Below are 19,844 nucleotides of genomic sequence, written 5' to 3'. Positions count from 1 at the left end.
CTCATGAGACGCGTCCTGCTCGCCGGTGGCGGCTCGGCCGGCCACACCTCGCCGCTGCTGGCCACCGCCGACGCGCTCCGCCGGCGGCACCCGTCGCTGGAGATCACCTGCCTGGGCACCGCGCGCGGCCTGGAGACCACGCTGATCCCGGCGGCCGGCTACCCGCTGGAGCTGGTCTCGCCCGTGCCCCTGTCGCGCAGCGTGAACGCCGATCTCTTCCGCACCCCGGCTCGGCTGCGCACGTCGGTCCGTGAGGCGGTCGCCGTGCTCGACCGGGTCGCGCCGGACGTGGTCGTCGGCTTCGGTGGCTACGTGTCCGTGCCGGCGTACCTCGCGGCGCGCAGGCGCCGGCTCCCGCTGGTCGTGCACGAGGGCAACGCGCTGGCCGGCATCGCGAACAAGCTCGGCGCCCGCCTGACCCGCCACGTCGCGACGAGCTTCCCCGGGACGAAGCTCCCGCACGCCGTGTTCACCGGTCTGCCCATCCGGCGGATGATCGCGACGCTCGACCGGCCCGCGCTGCGCGCCGAGGGCCGGGCGGCCTTCGGGCTCGATCCCGACCTGCCCACCCTGCTGGTCACCGGCGGGTCGCAGGGCGCGCTCCGGCTGAACACGTCGGTCTCCGAGGCGGCCGACGCCTTCGCCGACGCCGGCATCCAGGTCCTGCACGTGGCCGGGCCGAAGGGCCAGGTGAGCGTCGGGCGCGCGTCCGGCGGTCCGCCGTACGTGGTCGAGCAGTACGTCGACCGGATGGACCTCGCCTACGCCGCCGCCGACCTCGTCGTCTGCCGGGCCGGCTCCAACACCGTCACCGAGGTGGCCGGCGTCGGCCTCCCGGCCATCTTCGTGCCACTGCCGATCGGCAACGGCGAGCAGGCGCTCAACGCGCGGCCGGTCGTCGACGCCGGCGGCGGGCTGCTGGTCGCCGACGGGGCCTTCACGACCGAGTGGGTCCGCACGCAAGTGCCGGCCCTCCTGGCTGACGCCGATCGGCTCGGGGCGATGTCACGTGCCGCCGCCGGCGTGATGCGGCTCGACGGGGACGAGCGGCTGGCCGACATCGTCGAGCTCGCGGCGGGGGAGGGCGACCGATGAGGGTCTCCGTCCCCGAGGTGCTGCTCCCCGCCGACCGGCTCGGGCGGGTGCACTTCGTCGGCATCGGCGGTGCGGGGCTCTCCGGCATCGCCCGGATCATGATCGCCCGCGGCATCGAGGTGTCCGGCAGCGACGCCAAGCCGTCGGCGACCCTCGAGGCGCTGCGCGCCCTCGGTGCCCGGTGCGACGTCGGCCACGACGCCGAGCATGTCCGCGGCGCCGACACCGTCGTGGTGTCGACCGCGGTCCGGGCCGACAACCCCGAGGTCGTCGAGGCGGAGCGGCTCGGCCTGCGGCTGCTGCCACGCTCGGCCGCTCTGGAGTCGGTGATGCAGGGTCGCCGCGTGGTCGCGGTGGCGGGCACCCACGGCAAGACCACGACCACGTCCATGCTGACCGTGGCGCTCCAGCACTGCGGAGCGGACCCCTCCTTCGCGATCGGCGGCGAGCTCAACGAGTCGGGCTCCAACGCGCACGACGGCACCGGTGATCTGTTCGTCGCGGAGGCCGACGAGAGCGACGGCGCCTTCCTCGTCTACTCGCCGTACGCCGCCCTCGTCACCAACGTCGAGGCGGACCACCTCGACAACTACGGCACGCCCGAGGCCTATCGCGCCGCCTTCGTGGAGTTCCTCGACCGCATCGACCCCGACGGGTTCCTCGTCGTGTGCGTCGACGACGGCGGCGCCGCCGACCTGGCGGAGACCGCCCGTGGGCGCGGCATCACGGTGGTCGCCGTGGGTGAGTCGGCCCAGGCCGACGTGCGTGCCGAGCAGGTCGAGCTGGTCGGCTCCTCGTCGAGCTTCACCGTCGTCGACCACGGTCGCCGCCTCGGAGAGGTGCGGCTGCAGATCCCGGGACGGCACTACGTGCTCGACGCCCTGGCCGCCCTGGCCAGCGGGCTCCGGCTGGGATATCCGTTCGCCGACCTGGCCCGCGGGCTCGCCGCCTACAGCGGGACGCGCAGGCGGATGGAGTTCAAGGGCGAAGTCGGCGGCATCAGGGTCTTCGACAGCTACGCCCACCACCCGAAAGAGATCGCCGGCGACCTCGAGGCCGCGCGCTCGCTCGCCGGCGCCGGGCGCGTGGTGGTCGCGTTCCAGCCGCACATGGTCTCCCGGACCCGGATCTTCGGCCGCGAGATGGGCGTGGCGCTGGGCGCCGCCGACGAGGTCGTGGTGATGGACGTCTACGTGGCGCGGGAGGACCCCGAGCCGGGCATCACCGGCGCACTCGTCGCGGGCGCCGTTCCGCTTTCCCCCGAGCACGTGGTGTTCGAGCCGTCGTGGTCGGCGACCGCCGACCACCTGGTGGCGCGAGCCCGGCCCGGCGACATCATCCTGACCCTCGGTGCCGGCGACGTCACGCTGCTCGGCCCCGCCGTGCTCGCCCAGCTGCAGTCGCCTTCGGTGGTGCAGCAGCGCGCCGGGTCCGACCCGACGCGACCGGAGGTGGGCGATGACGCTGACTGACGAGGAGACCGTGACGATCGCGGCCCGGGACTTCGCGCGGCGACGGTGGCTGCAGCGGCTGCGCCGCTTCCGCCCGCTCCTGTACGCCGCCCTGGTGCTCCTCCTCGTCGGCGGTGGCATCTGGCTGCTGTTCTTCTCCTCGGTGGTGACCGTCCGCGACGTGTCGGTGCACGGCAACAAGACGATGAGCTCGATCAAGGTGGAGGCCGTCGCGAAGGCGCCGATGGGCACGCAGCTCGCGCGGGTCGATCTCGCGGCGATCCAGGCGCGCGTCGAGTCGCTGCCGGCGGTGAAGTCGGTCTCGGTCTCCCGCTCGTGGCCGCACACGATCGCGATCTCGATCACCGAGCGCACGCCGGTCGCCGTCGTCGACCGCGGCGCCGGCCTGCAGGCGGTCGACGAGGACGGCGTCCTCTTCGGCAGCTATGCCCGCCAGCCCGACGACCTGCCGCTGATCGGCACCGCGCCGGACGTGAAGGCCGAGGCGCTCGCGGAGGCCGCCCACGTCGTCACCTCGCTGCGCGCCGACATCGCCGCGAAGGTCGACCGCGTCGACGTCGAGTCGGTCGACCGGATCCGGCTCCGGCTCGCCGGTGGACGCACGGTCATGTGGGGGAGCTCGGAGGACTCCGGCCAGAAGGCGGCAGTCCTGGCCGTGCTGCTCGGCCAGCCGGGCAACGAGATCGACGTCAGCGTGCCGGGTCGTCCGACAACTCGCTGATCCTTGGGCGTGTTGCCAAGGAATCCGCGGACGCCCTGCCTACCTTGGTTCCACGACCTCAGGTTGACATAACATTAACCTTCTACTGGAGGGTTAGGGTTCCGGACCTGAGGGCGCTTCCCCGAACTACCCGGAGTCGCCGTGCAGTCGGGCAGGGCGACGACACAGACCGAGAGGCACCCGCCGTGGCAGCACCACAGAACTACCTGGCCGTGATCAAGGTCGTGGGTATCGGTGGAGGTGGAGTCAACGCCGTCAACCGGATGATCGAGGTCGGGCTGAGGGGCGTCGAGTTCATCGCGATCAACACCGATGCGCAGGCGCTCCTGATGAGCGACGCGGACGTCAAGCTCGACATCGGCCGCGAGAAGACGCGTGGCCTGGGCGCCGGCGCCAACCCCGAGGTCGGGGCCGAGGCCGCCGAGGACCACGCCGACGAGATCGAGGAGGTGCTCAAGGGCGCCGACATGGTCTTCGTGACCGCGGGCGAGGGCGGCGGCACCGGCACCGGCGGTGCACCGGTCGTCGCCAAGATCGCCCGGTCGCTGGGTGCGCTGACCATCGGGGTGGTCACGCGACCGTTCGCCTTCGAGGGCCGCCGCCGTGCCCAGTCGGCCGAGGACGGCATCGCGAACCTCCGCGAGGAGGTCGACACCCTCATCGTGATCCCGAACGACAAGCTGCTCTCGATCTCGGACCGCAACGTCAGCATGCTCGACGCGTTCCGCCAGGCCGACCAGGTGCTCCTCCAGGGCGTCTCCGGCATCACGGACCTGATCACCACCCCGGGCCTGATCAACCTCGACTTCGCCGACGTCAAGTCGGTGATGTCCAACGCGGGCTCGGCCCTGATGGGGATCGGCTCGGCCCGCGGCGAGAACCGCGCGGTCGAGGCCGCCGAGCTCGCCGTCTCCAGCCCGCTCCTCGAGGAGTCCATCGACGGCGCCCAGGGCGTGCTGCTCTCGATCGCGGGCGGCTCCGACCTCGGCCTGTTCGAGATCAACGAGGCCGCGGCGATGGTCTCCGACGCGGTCCACGACGACGCCAACATCATCTTCGGCGCCACCATCGACGACGCGCTCGGCGACGAGGTGCGGGTCACCGTGATCGCGGCGGGCTTCGAGGGCGGGCGCCCGAAGCGTCGCGAGGAGGCTCCGAGCCTGCGCCGTCCGGCGCCGGCCAGGCCGGCCCAGACCCAGGAGGAGACCCGGGCGGCCGCGCGGGCCCTCGCCGAGCAGCGCCAGGAGGGTCAGACCGGACAGCCGGCCGAACGGCACGGCGAGCCCGGGCGCAAGGAGCCGGTGCCGGTCGGTGCCGCCACTCCGGCGCCGGGTCGCAAGGCGCCGGTCTTCGACGACGACCTCGACGTCCCCGACTTCCTGAAGTAGGGCGGCGCGGCACAGCGTGTACCACTGGCGGACCTCCATTGGCCCCGTCGACCTGGCCTTCACCGACAGGTACGGCGGGGCCAGTGCCGTGCTCGGCGACGAGCTCGACCTCGCCCTCGAGGCCGGTGAGGATGCCGGTGCCCACGCCGCGAACCTGCGCCTGGTCGTCGACGACTTCGCGCCCGGTGCCGTCGTCGCCGACATGCGTCAGGTGCACGGCAGCACCGTCGAGGTCGTCGAGGACCGGCACTCCACCGAGCGCCCCGAGGCCGACGCACTGGTGACCTCCGCACCCGACCAGGTGCTCGTGGTGCGGGTCGCGGACTGCGTGCCCGTCCTCCTCGCCGATCCCGCGGCGGGTGTCGTGGGAGCCGTGCACGCCGGGCGGCTCGGGCTCGTGGCCGGCGTCGCACCGGCGGCCGTGGAGCGGATGCGCGGCCTCGGGGCAGTGCGTCTCGCGGCCTGGGTGGGCCCGCACATCTGCGGCTCCTGCTACGAGGTGCCCGAGGCGATGCAGGCCGCGGTGGGCGAGCTGGTGCCCGAAGCAGTGTCGACCACCTCGTGGGGCACCCCGGCGCTCGACATCGGGGCCGGCGTACGCGCCCAGCTGGAGGCCGCCGGCGTCGAGGTCCACGACGTCGCCACCTGCACGCGTGAGTCCGCCGACCTCTACTCCTACCGACGCGACGGTGCCCGAGCGGGCCGGTTCGCCGGCCTGGTGCGGAGACGGCCCCGATGAACGGGCAGCGCAGCCGCCGTGACGAGCTCGCCGCAGGCCTCGCCGCCGTCCGCGGCCGGATCGCAGCGGCGTGCGACGCAGCCGGGCGCGTCGACGATGTGTCGCTCGTCGTGGTCACGAAGTTCTTCCCCGAGTCCGACGTCCGGCTGCTCGCCGAGCTCGGCGTGAGCGACGTCGGCGAGAACCGTCACCAGGAGGCCTCGGCCAAGGCGGCAGCCTGTGCCGACCTCCGGCTGACCTGGCACTTCATCGGCTCGATCCAGAGCAACAAGGCGGCTGCCGTGGCGGCGTACAGCGACGTCGTGGAGTCGGTCGACCGGCTCAAGCTGGTCGGCCCGCTGGACCGAGGCGCCCACCTCCGCGGCCGGCCGGTCGACTGTCTCGTCCAGGTGAGCCTCGACGCGACGGATGCGACCGGGCGCGGGGGAGCGAGGCCGGGCGACGTCGCGCCGATCGCCGACGCGATCGCGGCGTCGGAGTCACTCAGGCTTCGCGGGGTGATGGCGGTCGCACCCCTGGGCGAGCCGCCACGTGCCGCCTTCGAGCGGCTCGCCGTCGTGGCCGAGGACCTCGGGCGCGACCACCCGGGCGCGCGCGTGGTCTCGGCCGGGATGAGCAGCGACCTCGAGGAGGCCGTCAGGTGCGGCGCGACACACGTGCGTGTCGGCTCCGCGGTCCTCGGTCCGAGGCCATCGATCAAGTAATGTCCCAAGCAGGATTCGTCGCCGTACCCAGGTGCGGCACCGAGCGCAGAGGAAGAGGAACATGAGCGGCGCGATGCGGAAGATGGGCGTCTACCTCGGGCTGCTCGAGGACGCCGAGGGCGAGTACGCCGAGCTCGACACCGAGTACGACGAGCCGGCCGCCGCGCGTCCCGTGTCCAGCATCTCCGAGCGTCGTCGCGGCCCGGCCGCGCCGGTCCGGTCCGACGGCCCGGTTGCCGTGGCGCCGCGGGCGATGGCGCCCCTGTCGCGGATCACCACCCTGCACCCGCGCACCTACAACGAGGCCCGGGTGATCGGCGAGAACTTCCGCGACGGCATCCCGGTGATCATGAACCTCTCCGAGATGGGCGACGGCGACGCCAAGCGCCTCGTCGACTTCGCCGCCGGCCTGGTGTTCTCGGTCCACGGCTCGATCGAGCGCGTCACCAACAAGGTCTTCCTGCTCTCTCCGCCCAACGTCGACGTTGCTGCCGAGGACAAGCAGCGCATCGCCGAGGGTGGGTTCTTCAACCAGAGCTGAGGGCTGAGTGAATCCTGTCGGCCAGATCATCGACGTGGTCATCTGGACGTTCATCATCCTGCTGCTGATCCGCTTCGTCGTGGACTGGATCCAGGTCTTCGCCCGGTCCTGGACCCCGCACGGCCCGGTGCTGGTGGTGCTCGAAGGGGTCTACTCCGCGACCGACCCCCCGATCAAGGCGTTCCGCCGGGTGTTCCCGCCCCTGCGGATCGGCAGCGTCTCGTTGGACCTCAGCTTCCTTGCCGTGCTGCTGATCTGCTACCTCTTGCTCTACATCAACCGCATGGTGTGGGCCTGATCGCGGACGGGCTATTGTTCAATCCGGCAAACGTGATGTCCGACTAACGAAGATTGGGTGAGGTCATGCCGCTGACGCCTGAGGACGTGAGCAACAAGCGCTTTACTCCCGTCCGGCTCCGTGAGGGCTATGACATGGGTGAGGTCGACCAGTTCCTCGACGAGGTGGAGGCGGAGCTCGATCGGCTGAACAAGGAGAACGAGGACCTTCGGCAGAAGCTCGCGGCCGCCCAGCGCAGCGGCGGGGAGTCCAGCTCCCCGGCGCCGCAGGTCGTCGAGCGGGCTCCCGAGCCGACTCCACCACCTGCGCCCGCGCCCGTCCCGGTCGCCGCGGCCGCTCCGGCGCAGGAGATCAAGGTGACCACGGTCGCCGACGCCTCCAGCGCCGCTGCGAAGCTGCTCGAGATCGCCACCCGCAACGCCGACGAGCTCGTCGGAGAGGCCAAGGACGAGGCCGACCGCATCGTCGGTGCGGCCCGCGCGAAGGCCGAGCGCCTCGAGACCGAGGTCAAGGCCAAGAGCGACCGGCTCGAGTCCGACGCCCGCACGCGCGCGGCCATGCTCGACTCCGAGACCGAGGCTCGCCGCAAGGAGATCTTCGGCAACCTCGAGAAGGAGCGCGACCAGCTCAACAGCGAGATCGAGGGGCTGCGCTCCTTCGAGCGCGAGTACCGCAGCCGGTTGAAGAGCTACTTCACCCAGCAGCTCGAGGCGCTCGACGGCAACGGCAACGCGGTCGCGTCACTGCCGACCGCGAGCGACCACGCGCCCAAGCGGCTCCGCTCGATCCTCGGCGAGGAGCCGGGGGACAACTGATCCCGGGCCCGCCCCGGCGGGCTCACCTCTCCGGACTCACACCCGGTACACGGTGAAGCTGAAGCCGAGTTCGTCGTCATGCACCGTCAAGGTGTCGGCGGACTCGGCTTCTGCCATCGTCGAGGCAAGCACCTCGCCCGCGACCAGGTCCCGGTGCTCCGCCAGGGCCGCGGCCATCTCGCCCTCGGCCGACCAGGAGAGCGCGATCCGGTCGGAGACGTCGAACCCGCTGTTCTTCCGGGCGTCCTGGATCAACCGGATCGCCTCGCGGGCGAGACCCGCACGGCGCAGCTCGGGGGTGATCTCGAGGTCGAGGGCGACCGTCTCGCCCTGCTCGTTGACCACCGACCAGCCCTCGCGCGGCCGCTCGGACACGATCACCTCGTCGGCGAGGACCTCGACGTCGGCACCGTCCACGGTCACCACCGCCCTGCCGTCGGTGGTCAGCGAGGCGAACAGCTCGCTGGGGTCGGCTGCGGCGATCGCCGCCGCGACCTTCGGGGTGTCCTGTGCGAACCGCTTGCCGAGCGCGCGGAAGTTGCCCTTCGCGGAGTGCTCGACGAGGTCGGCGCCGGCCGCGCTGAGCGGCTCGAGCCCACCGAGGTTCAGCTCCTCGGCGACCTCGGCGCGCAGCTCGTCGCTGAGCCGCTCATGGGCGGACGTGCCGACCAGCGCGCGCCGCAGCGGCTGCCGGATCTTGACCTTCGCGTCCGCGCGGGCCGCTCGGCCGAGCTCGACCAGCCTGCGGGACAGCGACACCTGCGCCGCCAGCTCGTCGTCGACGAGGCTCCCGTCGACGCTCGGCCAGGCCGCGAGGTGCACCGATGCCGGCAGCTGCGCCGAGGTGCTGGCGAACAGGTCCTGCCACACCCGTTCGGTGATGAAAGGAGTGATCGGCGCCATCAGCAAGGTGACGACGTAGAGGCACTCGTGCAGCGTGGCCAGCGCGGCCGGGTCGCCCTGCCAGAACCGCCGGCGTGACCGGCGGACGTACCAGTTGGAGAGGTCGTCGACGTACGCCGCGAGCAGGCTGCCGGCGCGCTGGGTGTCGAAGCGCTCGAGGGCCTCGGTCACCGACTGCACCAGTCGGTGGGCCTCGGACAGCGCCCACCGGTCCAGCACCGGCCGGTCGGCGAGCTCGGGCGCCGGGTCTCCCGGCGACCAGCTCGACGTGCCGGCGTACAGGACCTGGAAGGCCACCGTGTTCCAGTAGGTCAGGAGCACCTTGCGTACCGTCTCCTGGATGGTCGCGTGGCCGACCCGCCGGGCGGCCCAGGGCGACCCGGAGCACGCCATGAACCAGCGGACGGCATCGGCGCCGTGCTCCTCCATCAGCGGCATCGGCTCGAGGATGTTGCCCAGGTGCTTGCTCATCTTGCGGCCGTCCTCGGCGAGGATGTGGCCCAGGCAGAGGACGTTGCGGTACGACGACTCGTCGAAGACCAGCGTGCCGATCGCCATCAGCGTGTAGAACCAGCCGCGGGTCTGGTCGATCGCCTCGCAGATGAAGTCGGCCGGGTACGCCGCCTCGAACCGCTCCGTCGAGCCCTCGACGTGCGGGTAGCCCCACTGGGCGAAGGGCATGGACCCGGAGTCGAACCACGCGTCGATCACCTCGGGGACGCGCTCCGCGGTGGCGCCGTCCACCGGGCAGGGGAAGGTGATCTCGTCGATGAACGGACGGTGCGGGTCGAGCCCGGACAGGTCCCTGCCGGTGAGCTCGCTCAGCTCGGCCAGGGAGCCGACGCAGGTCTGGTGACCCTCGGCGCAGCGCCAGATCGGGAGCGGCGTTCCCCAGTAGCGGCTGCGCGACAGCGCCCAGTCGATGTTGTTGTTCAGCCAGTCGCCGTAGCGGCCCCACTTGATCGTGTCGGGGTACCAGCTGGTGCCCTCGTTCTCGCGGAGCAGCGCCTCCTTGATCGCGGTGGTGCGGACGTACCAGGACGGCTGCGCGTAGTAGAGCAGCGCGGTGTGGCAGCGCCAGCAGTGCGGGTAGCTGTGCTCGTACGGCACGTGCCGGAACAGGATGCCGCGCTTCTCCAGGTCGGCGACCAGGTCGCTGTTGGCGTGCCGGAAGAACTGTCCGCCCACCAGGGGGACCGAGTCCTCGAAGTGGCCGGTCGTGTCGATCGGGTTGACCATCTCGACGCCGTTGCGCCGCGTCGAGAGGAAGTCGTCCTCGCCGAAGGCCGGGGACTGGTGCACGAGCCCGGTGCCGTCCTCGGCGGTGACGTAGTCCTCGGCCACGACGAAATGCGCCCGGCCCGGCCACTCGATGAGGTCGAAGGGCCGCTGGTAGGTCCAGCCGACCATCTCGCTGCCCGCGAATCGGTCCTGGACCGTCCACTGGTCGCCGAGTGCCTGACCCACCAGCGACTCGGCCACGACCAGTGTCTCGCTGCCATCGGTGACGGTCACGTAGGTCAGGTCCGGCTTCACCGCGACCAGGGCGTTGGACACCAGCGTCCACGGCGTCGTCGTCCAGATGAGCAGGGCAGCGCTCTGCCCGTTCGGCAGCTCGGCGTACGGGCCGCTCGTCAGGGGGAAGCGGACGTAGACAGAGGGGTCGGTGACCGTCTCGTAGCCCTGGGCGAGCTCGTGGTCGGAGAGCCCGGTGCCGCAGCGCGGGCAGTACGGCGCGACCCGGTAGTCCTCGACCAGCAGGCCCTTGCCATGGATCTGCTTCAGCGCCCACCAGACCGACTCGATGTAGCCGGGGTCCATCGTGCGGTAGGGGTTCTCGGTGTCGACCCAGTAGCCCATGCGCTCGGTCATCTGCTCGAAGGCGCCGACGTGGCGCAGCACCGACTCGCGGCACCGCTCGTTGAACTCGGCGACCCCGAACGCCTCGATGTCGGCCTTCCCGGTGAACCCGAGCTCCTTCTCGACCGCCAGCTCGACCGGCAGTCCGTGGCAGTCCCAGCCGCCCTTGCGCTCGACGTACCGGCCGCGCATGGTCTGGAAGCGGGGGAAGACGTCCTTGAAGACCCTCGCCTCGACGTGGTGGGTGCCGGGCATGCCGTTGGCGGTGGGTGGGCCCTCGTAGAAGGTCCACGGCTCGCCGTCCCGGGTCAACTCCACCGATCGGGCGAAGGTCTGCTGCTCCTCCCAGAGGGCGAGCACGTCTCGCTCGAGCGCGGGGAGGTCCACCTGCGGTGGGACGGGGCGGTACTGGGTCACGGGGATCCTTCGTCTGTTCCGTAGCGGGAGCCTGTCGAAACCAAACGAAGGGACGAGAGAACGGGTCTCCCGCGGTACCACCCTTCTTGGCCGCCCGGGGACGGCCCTCTTCATCGTTCGCCGCTGCCGGGTCTAGTCCGCCACCACCGGCCGTGGAGGCGATTCTTCCGGCGACTCCGGGATGATGTTCGCGTCCTCGTCGTGCCCCCGGGCTCACACCATTCCCGGGTCGCTCTGGGCCGTACGAAGGGCTACTGGTCCCATCGATGTCGTGCAGCACCGCCCAGTGTGCCAGAGCCCCCCGCCCAAGATCACCGCAGATTCCCCGGTACGGCGGGTTGAAGGGCTTGTGAGTTGCACATATCCTCGCGCCCACTGGTTATGACCCGGTGCCTCGGACCTGGGTCGTACATCTCTTCGGCCCGATGGGGGCGCAGCACTCATGGCAAGGACCGGTAACCGTTCTCTGGTGAGCAGGGCAGGCGCGGCCGCGCGCAAGGTCGTCGGGCGCTCGGCCACGTCGACGCGCCCCGCGAAGAAGGCCGCGCCCACGGGCAGCACCGTCGCCCTCAAGAAGGCCGCACCCGCCAAGAAGGCGGCCGCCAAGAAGGTGGTCGCCAAGAAGGTGGTCGCCAAGAAGGTGGTCGCCAAGAAGGCCCCGGTGAAGAAGGTGGTCGCGAAGACCCCGGCCAGGAAGACGGTCGCCAAGGAGACAGTGTCGAAGAAGGCCTCGGTCACGAAGGCGCCGGCCAAGAAGGCGCCGGCCAAGAAGGCGCCGGCCAAGAAGGCGCCGGCCAAGAAGACAGTCGCCAAGAAGGCACCGGCCAGGAAGACAGTCGCCAAGAAGGCACCGGCCAAGAAGGCCGCCGCCAAGAAGGTGGTCGCCAAGAAGGCGGCGCCGGTCAAGAAGGCGCCGGCCAAGAAGGCGGTCGCCACCAAGACGCCGGCCAGGAAGGCCGCACCCGTTCCCCCCAAGGCCCCGGTGAAGAAGTCGCCGGCGCCTCCCGCCCCACCCACCACGAAGGCAGCACCTGTGACGAAGGCCGCCCCAGAGAAGGCTCCGGCAAAGAAGGCCGCTCCGACGCCGAGGACGTCGGCCGCGAAGCTGGTCGTCCTCGAGGCAGAGGAACCCTGGACCAAGGACGAGCTCAACGAGGTCCGCAACCAGCTCCGCGCCGACGTCAAGCGGCTGCGCAGTGAGCTCGAGGAGGTCGCCGGAGACCTGGCCGACCTGATGCGCGACGCGGGGGAGAGCGCCGGGAGCGACCAGGCCGACGTCGGGTCCGCGACCTTCGAGCGTGACCAGGAGATGACCATCGTCAACAACGCCCGCGACATGCTGATGCAGTCCGAGCACGCACTCGAACGGATCGCCGACGGCACCTACGGTGTCTGCGAGATGTGCGGCAACCCGATCGGCAAGAATCGGCTGATGGTCTTCCCGCGTGCCACAATGTGCATGACATGCAAGCAGCGCGAGGAGCGTCGCTGACCCGCGACCGCACATCGAGTCCTCGGCCATCCGGTCCCAGCCTCCTGGCGGGAGTCGCGCTCGTCGCGTGGCTCGTCGACCTGGGCACGAAGGTGGTCGCAGAGCGTGAGCTTGCCGATCGCGGTCCGGTCGACGTCGTCGGGTCCCTGCTGAGGCTGAACGTGACCCGCAACGCGGGCGCCGCCTTCAGCACCGGCCGCTCACTGACACCGGTCATCGCGGTCTTCGCCGTGGTCGCGTTCGCCGTCGTGCTGGTGCTGGCCACGCGCGTGCGCACGACCGGCTGGGCCTGGGCGCTCGGGCTCCTGCTGGCCGGCATCGCGGGCAACCTCACCGACCGGGTCTTCCGTGAGCCCGGCTTCCTGCGTGGCCACGTGATCGACTTCCTGCAGCTGCCGCACTGGCCGATCTTCAATGTCGCCGACATGTGCATCAACGTGGCTGCGCTGCTGATCGTCATCCTGTCGGTGCGCGGCGTACCCCTCGGGGGGCGCACCGAGGACGTGCCGGCGCCGGAGGCGGACCGATGACCTCCGCGGCGGAGGAGCGGGCCCTCACCGTGCCCGACGGCCTTGCCGGTGAACGGGTGGACACCGGCCTTGCGCGGATGTTCGGGATCTCGCGGTCCAAGGCCGCAGACCTCCTCGGCCAGGGCCTGGTCCGCGTCGACGGCGCCGCGGCGGCCAAGTCCGAGCGGCTGGTCCCCGGGAGCCTCCTGGAGGTGAGCCTGCCCGCGACGGCAGATCCGCTCGAGGTGCACGAGGAGATGGTGGAGGGCATCAAGATCGTGCACGACGACGAGTCGATCGTCGTGGTCGACAAGCCGGTGGGCGTCGCCGTGCACCCGTCGATGGGCTGGACGGGACCGACCGTGGTCGGCCACCTCCGTGCCGCCGGCTACCGGATCGCCACCAGCGGCGCCCCCGAGCGCCAGGGCATCGTGCAGCGGCTCGACGTCGGCACGTCGGGCGTGATGGTGATCTGCAAGGGCGAGCGGGCGTACTCCGTGCTGAAGAACGCGTTCCGCCACCGCGAGGTCGACAAGACCTACCACGCACTCGTCCAGGGCCATCCCGACCCGCTCGAGGGCACTGTCGACGCCCCGATCGGGCGCGCCCCGAAGTCGGACTGGAAGTTCGCGGTGCGCGACGACGGCAAGCACAGCGTGACCCACTACCAGACCCTCGAGGCCCACCGGTTCGCGAGCCTGCTGGAGGTCCAGCTGGAGACGGGCCGCACCCACCAGATCCGGGTCCACATGGCGGCGCTGAAGCACCCCTGCGTGGGCGACCTCACCTACGGGGCCGACCCGACCCTCGCCCGCCGCCTCGGGCTCGAGCGACAGTGGCTGCACGCCGTCCGCCTCGGCTTCGAGCACCCCGACACCGGTGCGTACGTCGAGTTCGAGTCCGACTACCCCGAGGACCTCGCGGCAGCGCTCGAGCAGGTCCGGAACTGGGACTGATGGCCGACGAGGTGCGCGAGGGGGCCGACCTGGTGCTGCGTCCGGCCGCGACCGACGACGCCGAGGAGATCGCCGAGCTCTACCTCGCCACGCGTCGCGCCTCCGAGCCGGCGATGCCACCGCAGCTGCACACGCCCGAGTCGGTGCTGGCCCACACGACCGGCGAGATCGTCAAGAAGGAGGTCTGGGTCGCGGAGTCCGACGAGGTCCTCGGCTTCGCCACCCTCGACAAGGCCTTCCTCGACTCGCTCTACGTGGGTCCGGACCACCAGGGCTTCGGCGTCGGCACGGCCCTCCTCGACCTCGCCAAGGCGCGCCGGCCCGACGGTTTCGCGCTCTGGGTCTTCGCGAGCAACGACCGGGCGCGCGGCTTCTACCGCCGGCACGGGCTGGTCGAGCTCGAGCACACCGACGGCTCGGGCAACGAGGAGCGGTGCCCCGACCTGCGGATGGCCTGGCCCGGTGCCGACCCGGTGGCCTTCCTGCGACGGCAGATCGACGAGGTCGACGACGAGCTGGCGCTCGTCCTGGCGCGCAGGTTCGCACTGACGGCGAGCGTGCAGGACTACAAGTCGCAACCCGGCCAGGGCGGTCGTGACCCGCAGCGGGAACGGGAGATCGCGGAGAAGATGGTGCAGCGGATGGCCACCCACTCGCCGGGACTCGGCGCGGAGGCGATCGCCCGGATCATGGACGCTGTCATCACCGAGTCGCTGAGCGCCTACGAGTCGGGACGCGGGTGGCGCTGACCACTCCCCGCACCGGGAACGCGCGGGGCCGAAGGAGCGTTGACAAGGCATGCACAACCACTACAACGGGCTGAAGACCACCCTGCTGCTCGGCGGCATCTTCGGTCTCCTCCTCGCCATCGGCGGACTGGTCAGCGCCTCGACGGGCAGCGCGGCGTTCATCTGGCTGTTCGCCCTCTTCGGCGTCGGCATGACGGCGTACGGCTACTGGAACTCCGACAGGATCGCGATCAAGGCGATGCGTGCCTACCCCGTGACCGCCGCGGAGCAGCCGGCCATGTACCGGATCGTGCAGGAGCTCTCCGCCTCGGCCGGACAGCCGATGCCGCGCCTGTTCGTGTCCCCGACCGAGGCGCCCAACGCGTTCGCCACGGGCCGCAACCCCGAGCACGCCGCGGTGTGCTGCACGGAGGGCATCCTCCAGCTCCTCGACGAGCGTGAGCTGCGCGGCGTGCTGGGCCACGAGCTGATGCACGTCTACAACCGCGACATCCTGACCTCCTCGGTGGCCGCCGCTCTCGCGGGCGTGATCACGTCGGTCGCCCAGCTGATGATGTTCGCCTCGATGTTCGGCGGCGGCGGCAGCAACGACGAGGACCGCCCGAACCCGCTGGTGCTGCTGCTGATGGCGCTGCTCGCCCCGATCGCCGCCGCCGTGATCCAGATGGCGATCAGCCGCACCCGCGAGTACGACGCCGACGAGGACGGCTCCCGGCTCACCGGTGACCCGCTCGCGCTCGCCAGCGCCCTCGCCAAGCTGGAGCACGGCGTCGCGGCCCGTCCGCTCGCGCCGACGCCGCAGCTGCAGAACGCGAGCCACCTGATGATCGCGAACCCGTTCCGCGGCCAGGACGTCTCCCGGCTGTTCTCGACCCACCCGGCGACCGCGGACCGAATTGCCCGGTTGCAGGCGATGGCCGGGCGCTGACCGGCTGATCCGACGGCACCCACGCGTGTTGTCAGCGGTGGCTGGCACACTGTCGTCGTACGCTGGCGATCTTCCCCTCAGACGCCTCCGCGCGTGCCGTCCAGCGACCCTCCGGGAAGGTGAGAACCCGCTCCATGGCGACCGGCTCCGACGACTCCTTCGTGCACCTGCACGTGCACACGGAGTACTCCATGCTCGACGGTGCCGCCCGGCTCAAGGACATGGCGCAGCGCACCGCCGAGCTCGGCATGCCGGCCATTGCGATGACCGACCACGGCAACGTCTTCGGCGCCTACGAGTTCTACAAGGAGGCGCGGGCCGCGGGCATCAAGCCGATCATCGGGATCGAGGCGTACTTCACGCCGAACATCTCCCGGTTCGAGCGCAAGGGCGTCAACTTCTACGACGGCGGCCCCGACGACGTCTCGGCGCGCGGCGCGTACACCCACATGACGCTGCTCTCGGAGACCACCGAGGGCATGCACAACCTGTTCCGGCTCTCGACCGGCTCGTGGCGCGACGGGTTCTTCAAGCAGCCGCGGATGGACCGCGAGCTCCTCGCACAGCACGCCAGAGGTCTCATCGGCACGACCGGGTGCCCGTCCGGCGAGGTGCAGGTGCACCTGCGCTACGGCAACTACGCCGAGGCCCGCAAGGTCGCCGGTGAGTTCCAGGACATCCTCGGCCGGGACAACTACTTCCTCGAGCTGATGGACCACGACCTCGACATCGAGCGGCGGGTCCGCGACGGCCTCCTCGCGCTGTCGAAGGACCTGCAGATCCCGCTGCTGGCCACCAACGACTCCCACTACGTCAACCAGGCCGACGCGAAGTCGCAGGAGCACCTCCTGTGCATCAATTCCGGCAGCACCATGACGATCCCCGCCGGCGACGGACCGGGCCAGCGGTTCGCGTTCAGCGGCGACGGCTACTACATCAAGTCCCCGGCCGAGATGCGGGCGCTGTGGGTCGACCGCTACCAGCTGCGCGAGGCCTGCGACAACACGCTGCTGGTCGCCGAGCGCTGCAATGTCGAGTTCACCGAGGGCAACGGCACCTACATGCCGCGGTTCCCCTGCCCGCCGGGTGAGGACGAGGTCTCGTGGCTGGTCAAGGAGGTGGAGAAGGGGCTGCAGCACCGCTACCCCGACGCCGTCCCCGCCGAGGTCCGCAAGCAGGCCGACTTCGAGGTCGGCGTGATCACCCAGATGGGCTTCGCGGGCTACTTCCTCGTGGTCGCCGACTTCATCAACTGGGCAAAGGACAACGGCATCCGGGTCGGCCCCGGTCGCGGTTCGGGCGCGGGGTCGATGGTCGCCTACGCGATGCGGATCACCGATCTCGATCCCCTGCAGCACGGCCTGATCTTCGAGCGGTTCCTCAACCCCGACCGGATCTCGATGCCGGACTTCGACATCGACTTCGACGAGCGCCGGCGCGGTGAGGTGATCCGCTACGTCAGCGAGAAGTACGGCGAGGACCGGGTCTCGATGATCGTCACCTACGGGACGATCAAGGCCAAGCAGGCCGTCAAGGACTCCTCACGGATCCTCGGCTACCCCTTCGCGATGGGCGACCGGATCACCAAGGCGATGCCGGCATCGGTGATGGGCAAGGACGTCCCGCTCCAGGAGATCTTCGACCCCGCCCACAAGCGCTTCGGCGAGGGCGGCGAGTTCCGGGCCCTGTACGACGGCGACCAGGACGTCAAGCAGGTCGTCGACACCGCGATCGGCATCGAGGGCCTCAAGCGCCAGTGGGGCGTGCACGCAGCCGGGGTGATCATGTCCAGCGAGCCGCTGGTCGACGTGATCCCGCTGCTCCGGCGGCCGGCGGACGGCGCGATGATCACGCAGTTCGACTACCCCACCTGCGAGGCGCTCGGCCTCATCAAGATGGACTTCCTCGGGCTGCGCAACCTCACGGTGCTCGACGACGCGGTGAAGAACATCAAGGCCAACCGCGGTGAGGACGTCGAGCTCGAGAAGCTCACGCTGGACGACCCGAAGACCTACGACCTGCTCCAGCGCGGTGACACGCTCGGGGTGTTCCAGCTCGACGGCGGGCCGATGCGGGCGCTGCTGCGCTCGATGCGCCCGGACACCTTCGAGGACATCTCCGCCGTCGGTGCGCTCTACCGCCCGGGCCCGATGGGTGCGGACTCCCACAACAAGTACGCCCGCCGCAAGACCGGGCGTGAGCCGGTGGAGCCGATCCACCCCGAGCTGGCCGAGGCCCTCGAGGACGTCCTGGGCGAGACCTACGGGCTGATCGTCTACCAGGAGCAGGTGATGGCGATCGCGCAGAAGCTCGCCGGCTACTCGCTCGGACAGGCCGACCTGCTGCGCCGCGCGATGGGCAAGAAGAAGAAGTCCGAGCTGGACAAGCAGCTCGAGACCTTCTCGGCCGGCATGACCGAGCGCGGCTACTCGATGCACGCGATCAAGACGCTGTGGGACATCCTGCTGCCCTTCTCCGACTACGCCTTCAACAAGGCTCACTCCGCCGCGTACGGCGTGGTGTCCTACTACACCGCGTACCTCAAGGCGAACTACCCGGCCGAGTACATGGCCGCGCTGCTGACGTCGGTGAAGGACGACAAGGACAAGATGGCGATCTACCTCAACGAGTGTCGCCGGATGAAGATCCAGGTGCTGCCGCCCGACGTCAACGAGTCCGACGCCAACTTCACGCCCGTCGGCACCGACATCCGGTTCGGCCTCGGCGCCGTGCGCAACGTGGGCCACAACGTCGTCGACGGGATCGTCGGGGCGCGCCGCGACAAGGGCCGCTACACCGACTTCAACGACTTCATGGACAAGGTGCCCGCGGTCGTGTGCAACAAGCGGGTCATCGAGTCGCTGATCAAGGCCGGTGCCTTCGACGACATGAAGCACAAACGTCGCGCGCTGGTGGCGATCCACGAGGTCGCGGTCGACCAGTACGTCGACATCAAGAAGAACGAGGCCATCGGGCAGGACTCCCTGTTCGCGGGTCTCGACGACCTCGGCGGAGGTGACGCGGGCGGGTTCGGCATCTCGGTCGCGGTCCCCGACATCGACGACTGGGACAAGATGACGCTGCTCGGGCACGAGCGGGAGATGCTCGGCCTCTACGTCTCCGACCACCCGCTGCTGGGCATGGAGCACGTCCTCTCTGCGGCCCGTGACTGCACCATCGGCCAGCTGATGCTCGACGAGGAGAGGGCCGACAACTCGACGGTCGTCGTCTCGGGACTGATCACCTCCGTGCAGCGCAAGATCACCAAGCGGGGCGACACCTGGGCGATGGTCACCCTCGAGGACCTCGACGGTGTCATCGACGTGCTGCTGTTCCCGAGTGCGTACCAGCTGGCCGCCAACGTGCTGACCGAGGACGCGATCGTCACGGTCAAGGGCCGGCTGTCGCGGCAGAAGGACCAGCCCGAGCTGCACGGCCAGGAGGTCACGCTGCCCGACCTCAACGACGTCGCCCGAGGACCGGTCGTGATCTCGATGCCACTGACCCGCTGCACCGCACCGGTCGTCGAGCAGCTCAAGGAGGTCCTCGGCACCCATCCCGGGATGTCCGAGGTCCGGCTCAAGCTGATGGCGCGGGAGTCCACCAAGGTCATGCGCCTCGACGACGGCCTCCGCGTGACGCCGAGCCCGGCGCTCTTCGCCGACCTCAAGCAGCTGTTGGGCCCCGGATGCGTGGGCTGACCCAGACCGAGGCGCAGCCCACGCGCCCTGCCCTCCTCGGCCACCCGCTGGTGCGGGACGCCGTCGTGGTCGTCGCCTGGTTCGCGGTGGCTGCTGCCATCGGGGCACTGGTGTGGTGGCAGGTCACGCCGCTGGCCGAGTTCACCCGCACGGCGACGAACGCGCAGATGGACGAGGAGCAGCTCGGCCGCCAGGTCTCGGCCGACGGCTGGTTCTTCGTCATCGGCGCCCTCGGCGGACTGGTGAGCGGGATCGCCCTGCTGACGCTGCGTCGCCGAGACCCGGTCGCGACCGTGGTGCTGGTGGCGCTCGGGGGCCTGCTGGCGTCCTGGCTGATGCTCCGCCTCGGGGTGTGGCTGGGCCCGGCCAACCCGAAGGACGTCCTGTCCGACGTGGCCGTGGGCCACAAGGTGCCGCTGCAGCTCAAGACCCACACCGCCGGGGTGGACTTCGCCTGGCCGCTGGGTGCGTTGCTGGGCGCGGTCGGTGTCCTGTGGAGCTCCGATGACCGTCGCGGTCATGAGGAGCCCGCGCCTGGGGCAAACGAGGGGTGAGC

At 70.5% G+C, this 19,844-nt stretch carries 17 protein-coding genes; 16 read left to right on the top strand and 1 reads right to left on the bottom strand.

Translation table 11 applies throughout. The annotated features are described in order from the left end of the window. Nucleotides 1-3 precede the first annotated feature (3 nt). The 9 genes from murG to ACVW00_RS12450 all read left to right on the top strand — a co-directional run bounded on the left by murG (nt 4) and on the right by ACVW00_RS12450 (nt 7,773). Nucleotides 4-1,095 (top strand): undecaprenyldiphospho-muramoylpentapeptide beta-N-acetylglucosaminyltransferase, encoded by a 1,092-nt coding sequence (gene murG, locus ACVW00_RS12490; protein WP_457111222.1) that lies wholly within the window; start codon nt 4-6, stop codon nt 1,093-1,095. Further along, complete coding sequence (gene murC / locus ACVW00_RS12485) at nt 1,092-2,567, top strand: UDP-N-acetylmuramate--L-alanine ligase (RefSeq protein ID WP_457111221.1); 1,476 nt, start codon at nt 1,092-1,094, stop codon at nt 2,565-2,567. Before murG ends, murC begins: the two co-directional genes overlap by 4 nt. Beyond that, a complete protein-coding gene (locus ACVW00_RS12480; RefSeq protein WP_457111220.1) occupies nt 2,554-3,288 on the top strand; it encodes a cell division protein FtsQ/DivIB in 735 nt (244 codons plus the stop codon). The genes murC and ACVW00_RS12480 overlap by 14 nt, the downstream gene beginning before the upstream one ends. 185 nt (nt 3,289-3,473) lie before the next feature. Beyond that, nucleotides 3,474-4,676 (top strand): cell division protein FtsZ, encoded by a 1,203-nt coding sequence (gene ftsZ, locus ACVW00_RS12475; protein ID WP_457111219.1) that lies wholly within the window; start codon nt 3,474-3,476, stop codon nt 4,674-4,676. A 16-nt stretch (nt 4,677-4,692) separates the two neighbouring features. After that, nucleotides 4,693-5,415: a peptidoglycan editing factor PgeF gene (gene pgeF / locus ACVW00_RS12470; RefSeq protein WP_457111218.1), complete on the top strand. Its 723-nt coding sequence runs from the start codon at nt 4,693-4,695 to the stop codon at nt 5,413-5,415. Then, nucleotides 5,412-6,119 carry a YggS family pyridoxal phosphate-dependent enzyme gene (locus tag ACVW00_RS12465; RefSeq protein ID WP_457111217.1) on the top strand — a complete coding sequence of 236 codons (708 nt, stop codon included), beginning with the start codon at nt 5,412-5,414 and terminating at the stop codon, nt 6,117-6,119. The genes pgeF and ACVW00_RS12465 overlap by 4 nt, the downstream gene beginning before the upstream one ends. A gap of 61 nt (nt 6,120-6,180) precedes the next feature. After that, nucleotides 6,181-6,660: a cell division protein SepF gene (locus ACVW00_RS12460; RefSeq protein ID WP_457111216.1), complete on the top strand. Its 480-nt coding sequence runs from the start codon at nt 6,181-6,183 to the stop codon at nt 6,658-6,660. A 7-nt stretch (nt 6,661-6,667) separates the two neighbouring features. Further along, complete coding sequence (locus ACVW00_RS12455; RefSeq protein WP_457111215.1) at nt 6,668-6,958, top strand: YggT family protein; 291 nt, start codon at nt 6,668-6,670, stop codon at nt 6,956-6,958. A gap of 65 nt (nt 6,959-7,023) precedes the next feature. Beyond that, complete coding sequence (locus ACVW00_RS12450) at nt 7,024-7,773, top strand: DivIVA domain-containing protein (protein ID WP_457111214.1); 750 nt, start codon at nt 7,024-7,026, stop codon at nt 7,771-7,773. A gap of 36 nt (nt 7,774-7,809) precedes the next feature. On the opposite strand, the gene ileS is transcribed toward ACVW00_RS12450, so the two are convergent. Further along, nucleotides 7,810-10,953 carry an isoleucine--tRNA ligase gene (ileS, locus tag ACVW00_RS12445; RefSeq protein ID WP_457111213.1) on the bottom strand — a complete coding sequence of 1,048 codons (3,144 nt, stop codon included), beginning with the start codon at nt 10,951-10,953 and terminating at the stop codon, nt 7,810-7,812. 469 nt (nt 10,954-11,422) lie between these two features. Here ileS and ACVW00_RS12440 point away from each other — a divergent pair, with 469 nt between their 5' ends. The 7 genes from ACVW00_RS12440 to ACVW00_RS12410 all read left to right on the top strand — a co-directional run bounded on the left by ACVW00_RS12440 (nt 11,423) and on the right by ACVW00_RS12410 (nt 19,842). Continuing rightward, nucleotides 11,423-12,445, top strand: coding sequence for a TraR/DksA family transcriptional regulator (locus ACVW00_RS12440; RefSeq protein ID WP_457111212.1), 1,023 nt, complete (start codon nt 11,423-11,425; stop codon nt 12,443-12,445). Beyond that, nucleotides 12,418-12,975, top strand: a complete 558-nt coding sequence (locus ACVW00_RS12435) for a signal peptidase II (RefSeq protein WP_457111211.1) — start codon at nt 12,418-12,420, stop codon at nt 12,973-12,975. The genes ACVW00_RS12440 and ACVW00_RS12435 overlap by 28 nt, the downstream gene beginning before the upstream one ends. After that, a complete protein-coding gene (locus ACVW00_RS12430; RefSeq protein WP_457111210.1) occupies nt 12,972-13,910 on the top strand; it encodes an RluA family pseudouridine synthase in 939 nt (312 codons plus the stop codon). The genes ACVW00_RS12435 and ACVW00_RS12430 overlap by 4 nt, the downstream gene beginning before the upstream one ends. Then, complete coding sequence (locus tag ACVW00_RS12425) at nt 13,910-14,659, top strand: GNAT family N-acetyltransferase (protein ID WP_457111209.1); 750 nt, start codon at nt 13,910-13,912, stop codon at nt 14,657-14,659. The genes ACVW00_RS12430 and ACVW00_RS12425 overlap by 1 nt, the downstream gene beginning before the upstream one ends. A gap of 49 nt (nt 14,660-14,708) precedes the next feature. Beyond that, entirely contained in the window at nt 14,709-15,587 is an 879-nt protein-coding gene (gene htpX, locus ACVW00_RS12420) for a zinc metalloprotease HtpX (protein ID WP_457111208.1), read from the top strand. Between the two features lie 134 nt (nt 15,588-15,721). Further along, nucleotides 15,722-19,288, top strand: coding sequence for a DNA polymerase III subunit alpha (gene dnaE / locus ACVW00_RS12415; protein ID WP_457111207.1), 3,567 nt, complete (start codon nt 15,722-15,724; stop codon nt 19,286-19,288). Continuing rightward, nucleotides 19,276-19,842, top strand: coding sequence for a hypothetical protein (locus ACVW00_RS12410; RefSeq protein ID WP_457111206.1), 567 nt, complete (start codon nt 19,276-19,278; stop codon nt 19,840-19,842). Before dnaE ends, ACVW00_RS12410 begins: the two co-directional genes overlap by 13 nt. Nucleotides 19,843-19,844 lie beyond the last annotated feature (2 nt).

The organism is Marmoricola sp. URHA0025 HA25 (genome assembly GCF_054059435.1).
Note: the sequence above shows the minus strand (reverse complement) of the source record. Positions and strands in the feature narration are given on the sequence as shown.